Annotated in this window: 7 protein-coding genes; 2 read left to right on the top strand and 5 right to left on the bottom strand. The window is 62.9% G+C overall.

Annotation, left to right across the window (positions count from 1 at the left end; all coding sequences use genetic code 11):
* Positions 1 to 207 (top strand): 2-C-methyl-D-erythritol 2,4-cyclodiphosphate synthase (locus EOA32_RS33605; protein WP_189407595.1); only part of this gene is annotated, 207 nt, incomplete at its 5' end.
* Complete coding sequence (locus EOA32_RS33600) at positions 204 to 686, top strand: CinA family protein (RefSeq protein ID WP_066989696.1); 483 nt, start codon at positions 204 to 206, stop codon at positions 684 to 686. The genes EOA32_RS33605 and EOA32_RS33600, both read left to right, overlap by 4 nt.
* On the opposite strand, the gene EOA32_RS33595 is transcribed toward EOA32_RS33600, so the two are convergent.
* The 5 genes from EOA32_RS33595 to EOA32_RS33575 all read right to left on the bottom strand — a co-directional run.
* Positions 683 to 1,159: a type II toxin-antitoxin system RatA family toxin gene (locus tag EOA32_RS33595; protein WP_066989693.1), complete on the bottom strand. Its 477-nt coding sequence runs from the start codon at positions 1,157 to 1,159 to the stop codon at positions 683 to 685. The two genes, EOA32_RS33600 and EOA32_RS33595, sit on opposite strands and share 4 nt — an antisense overlap.
* A gap of 7 nt (positions 1,160 to 1,166) precedes the next feature.
* Positions 1,167 to 2,132 carry a lipoyl synthase gene (gene lipA, locus EOA32_RS33590; RefSeq protein WP_066989925.1) on the bottom strand — a complete coding sequence of 322 codons (966 nt, stop codon included), beginning with the start codon at positions 2,130 to 2,132 and terminating at the stop codon, positions 1,167 to 1,169.
* A gap of 130 nt (positions 2,133 to 2,262) precedes the next feature.
* A complete protein-coding gene (locus EOA32_RS33585) occupies positions 2,263 to 2,520 on the bottom strand; it encodes a GlsB/YeaQ/YmgE family stress response membrane protein (RefSeq protein ID WP_066989685.1) in 258 nt (85 codons plus the stop codon).
* A gap of 102 nt (positions 2,521 to 2,622) precedes the next feature.
* Positions 2,623 to 4,068 carry a dihydrolipoyl dehydrogenase gene (gene lpdA, locus EOA32_RS33580; RefSeq protein WP_066989683.1) on the bottom strand — a complete coding sequence of 482 codons (1,446 nt, stop codon included), beginning with the start codon at positions 4,066 to 4,068 and terminating at the stop codon, positions 2,623 to 2,625.
* 26 nt (positions 4,069 to 4,094) lie between these two features.
* Positions 4,095 to 4,524: GDSL-type esterase/lipase family protein (locus EOA32_RS33575; protein WP_128374016.1), on the bottom strand; the 430-nt coding region annotated here is incomplete at its 5' end.

Below are 4,524 nucleotides of genomic sequence, written 5' to 3'. Positions count from 1 at the left end.
GATAGCACGCTGATCTGCGAGGCGCGGCGGGTGGGGCCGCATCGCGAGGCGATGACGGCGGCGCTGGCGGCGATGCTCGGCATTGCGCCGGAACGCATTTCGATCAAAGCGACGACCAACGAGAAGCTCGGCTTTGTCGGGCGCGGCGAAGGCATTGCGGCGATCGCGACGGCCAGCGTCGTCTATCCGGGAGACGTGCCGGCATGAGCAACGCGGAATTAGCCAACGCCCTGCTCCAGGCTTGTCAGCAGCGCGGCATCATGCTGGCTACGGCCGAGAGCTGCACCGGCGGTCTGATCATTGCAGCATTGACCGACATTGCCGGCTCTTCCGCCGTGGTCGATCGCGGCTTCATCACCTATTCCAACGAAGCCAAGATGGAGATGCTCGGCGTCTCCGCGGCAACGCTTGAGGCGCATGGCGCGGTCTCGGGTGAGACGGTCAGGGAGATGGCGGCGGGCGCGCTGACGCATTCGCGCGCGAGCCTCTCCCTTGCGGTCACCGGAATTGCCGGCCCGAGCGGCGGCTCGTCGGAAAAGCCGGTGGGTCTCGTCTGGTTCGGGATAGCATTTGCCGGCCAGCCGGTCGTCGTCGAGTGCCAGCTGTTTGGTCATAAGGGGCGGGAATTCATCCGCCACGAGACGGTCCGGCACGCGCTGCAGCTCGGCCTGCGAGCGCTGGCCTAGGCTATCCGCGGATCAGGCGTGCCTTGCGCTGCGCCGTAGATCACGTTCGCTCGCTTCTCGAATGCTTCGGAAAACATGCGGAAGGCGCGATCGAACATCGTGCCCATCAGCGCGCCGAGAATGCGGCTCTTGAATTCGTAGTCGATGAAGAAATGCACTTCGCAGCCGCCATCGGCCGGATCGAAGCGCCAGATGTTGCTGAGATATTTGAACGGGCCGTCGATGTATTTGACGTCGATGGCGTTCTCGTCGGGCTTGAGCAGCACCTGGGTCGTAAAGGTTTCGCGGATCGCCTTGTAGCCGATGCTCATGTCGGCGACGAGGATGGTGCGGCCGTCGCGCTCCTTGCGCGAGCGCACCGTCAGCGCCTCGCAGAGCGGCAGAAATTGCGGATAGGTCTCGATATCCGCCACCAGCGCAAACATCTGTTCCGGCGTGTAGGCGACGCGGCGGGTGGCTTCGAATTTCGGCATGAAAGCGTCAGCTGGCTTTCTTGAGCTGCGCCTCGCGCGCCGCGCGCAGCCTGGCGAAATCCTCGCCGGCATGATGCGAGGAGCGCGTCAGCGGGCTCGAAGCGACCAGCAGGAAGCCCTTCGTCTTGCCGATCGTCTCAAAGGACTTGAACTCGTCCGGCGTGATGAAGCGGATCACCGGATGGTGCTTCTTCGAAGGCTGCAGGTATTGGCCGATGGTCATGAAGTCGACATTTGCCGAACGCAGGTCATCCATGAGCTGCAGCACTTCGTTCCGCTCCTCGCCGAGGCCGACCATGATGCCGGACTTGGTGAAGATCGACGGATCGAGTTCTTTCACGCGCTGCAGCAGCCGGATCGAGTGGAAGTAGCGGGCGCCCGGCCGCACCGTCAGGTAATTCGACGGCACGGTTTCCAGATTGTGGTTGAAGACGTCGGGCTTGGCCGCAACGACGATCTCAAGTGCGCCGTCCTTGCGCAGGAAGTCCGGCGTCAGGATCTCGATCGTCGTTGAAGGCGCGGCGGCGCGGATGGCGTGGATGACGTCGGCGAAATGCTGCGCGCCGCCGTCGTCGAGGTCGTCGCGGTCGACAGAGGTGATGACGACGTGGCTGAGGCCCATCTGCTTGACCGCATGGGCGACACGCGCCGGCTCATCCGCGTCGAGGGCGGTCGGGATGCCGGTGGCGACATTGCAGAAGGCGCAGGCGCGCGTGCAGATCTCGCCCATGATCATGAAGGTGGCGTGCTTCTTGTCCCAGCATTCACCGATGTTCGGGCATCCGGCCTCCTCGCACACCGTCACCAGCTTGTGCGACTTCACGATCTCGCGCGTCTCGGCGTAACCCTTCGAAACCGGCGCCTTGACGCGGATCCAGTCCGGCTTGCGCAGCACTTCCTGGTCCGGCCTGTGCGCCTTTTCGGGATGCCGCGGGCGCGGCGCATTGGCGATCGTGTCGAGAACAGTGACCATTTCGAACCCTTCGCGGCCGCCCGCATCGCGGCCGCCTGTCTGCGTCATCTAGGACTTTTCGGAATAAAGAAAAAGGCCACGCCGGCGCATGCCGCCACGGCCATTTTCGCATAACGGACTTCGCTGGGGCTCAGCGCCGTACCAGCCGGCCGACAAAGATCAGCAGGCAGGCGCCGATGAAACCGGTGATCAAATACGCGAACCAGCCGGCGCCGAAGGACTGGATGTTGAGAGCCTGTAAGATCGCATTGAGAACGATCGCGCCGACGATACCCAAAATGATGTTCATGAGGATGCCGGTGTTGCTCTTCATGACCATTTCGGCGAGCCATCCGGCCAAGCCTCCAATGATGATGGCTGCTATCCAGCCCACGCCATTCACGTCCATATGCCAATTCCTCCTTGATCAGGTGAAAATGCATCCGGATACGAACTGCTTTGCCCTCAGAATCCTCCGGCTGCCGCGTCTGAGTCTCGCGCAAGCAGTCTATCATGCGTTCAAAGCGCGGCCATAGGCGTCGAGCACGCTTTCCTTCATCATCTCCGACAGGGTCGGATGCGGGAAGATCGTGTGCATCAGCTCTTCCTCTGTGGTCTCCAAGTTCATCGCCACGACGAAACCCTGGATGAGCTCGGTCACCTCGGCGCCGATCATATGCGCGCCCAGCAGCTGCCCGGTCTTCTTGTCGAAGATGGTCTTGATGAAGCCCTGGTCCTCGCCGAGCGCGATGGCTTTGCCGTTGGCGCCGAACTGGAAGCGACCGACGCGGATGTCCTTGCCCTCGGCCTTGGCCTTGGCTTCGGTCAGGCCGACCGAGGCGACCTGCGGGCTGCAATAGGTGCAGCCCGGGATCTTCAGCTTGTCGATGGCGTGCACGCCCGGGATATTGGCGATCTTCTCGACGCAGATCACGCCCTCGTGCTCGGCCTTGTGGGCGAGCATCGGCGGCCCGGCCACATCGCCGATGGCATAGATGCCGGGCACGTTCGTCCTGCCGTAGCCGTCGACCGCGACACAGCCGCGATCCGTCTTGACGCCAAGCGCCTCGAGGCCGAGGCCCTCGATATTGCCTTGCACGCCGACGGCCGAGATCATGCGGTCGGCGGTGATCTTCTCGACCTTGCCGTCCTTCATCTCGACATGCGCGGTGACCGAGTTGGCAGATTTCTCGACCTTGGTCACCTTGGCCTCGAGCAGGATCTTCATGCCTTGCTTCTCGAACTGTTTCTGCGCGAATTTCGAGACCTCGGCATCCTCGACCGGCATCACCGCCGGCAGCAGCTCTACAACCGTCACCTCGGCGCCCATGGTGCGGTAGAAGGAAGCGAACTCGATGCCGATGGCGCCCGAGCCCATCACCAGCAGCGACTTCGGCATCTCCTTCGGCACCATTGCCTCGAAATAGGTCCAGATCAGCTTGCCGTCCGGCTCGATGCCCGGCAGCGCACGCGGCCTGGCGCCGGTCGCCAGGATAATGTGCTTGGCGGTATAGGTTCCCTCGACCTTGACGCCTTTCGGCACCGGCGGCTGCGGCTCCATCGGCTTCTTGGCGGTCTTGGAGACGACGATCTCACCCGGCTTTGAGAGTTTCGCCTCACCCCAAATGACGTCGACCTTGTTCTTCTTCATCAGGAAGGCGACGCCGCCATTCAGCCTGAGCGAAACCTTTCGCGAGCGGTCGACGACGGCAGCGGTGTCGGGGCTGACCTTGCCGTCGAGCTTCAGGCCGTAATCCTTGAGATGGTCCGAATAATGCATGATCTCCGCCGAGCGCAGAAGCGCCTTGGTCGGGATGCAACCCCAGTTGAGGCAGATACCGCCGAGATGCTCGCGCTCGACGATCGCCGTCTTGAAGCCGAGCTGGGCGGAACGCACCGCGGTGACATAGCCGCCGGGGCCTGAGCCGATGATGATGACGTCGTAGTTCTCAGCCACGGGTTTCTCCCTGATTTTTCTTGGGGTTAGAATGAAAGCATCACACGCACGAGGGGGGCCAGTGCCTGACCGATCCGCCGCGTGTTTTCCTCATCGAGATGGACACCGTCGAGCGGCGTGGTCGTCGCCACGGTGCCGGCGTCGAAGAAGCCGCAGCCGGCCTCGTCGGCAAGCGAAGAGTACTGCGGCGCCAGCCGCTTCGAGGCGTCATCGCCGCCGGCGAACATTTCCTTGAATTCGGCATTCTCGGTGCGCGTCACCGCGGGCGGCGCGACAATGAGAATCTGCGGAGCCGGCCAGTCGAACGGATAGTCGTGGCCGCGCACGATATCGATCAGGCGCTGCATGCCCTGCTTTGCGGCTACGGGATTGCCGTGGATCCACGGCTTCATGTCGTTGGCGCCCAGCATGATGATGATCAGGTCGAGCGGCGCGTGCGTCGTAAGGATCGTCGGC

This window comes from Mesorhizobium sp. M1A.F.Ca.ET.072.01.1.1, from assembly GCF_004023325.1.
GTDB lineage: Bacteria > Pseudomonadota > Alphaproteobacteria > Rhizobiales > Rhizobiaceae > Mesorhizobium.
The sequence above is the reverse complement of the archived record's forward strand: the minus strand, read 5'-3'. Positions and strand labels throughout refer to the sequence as shown.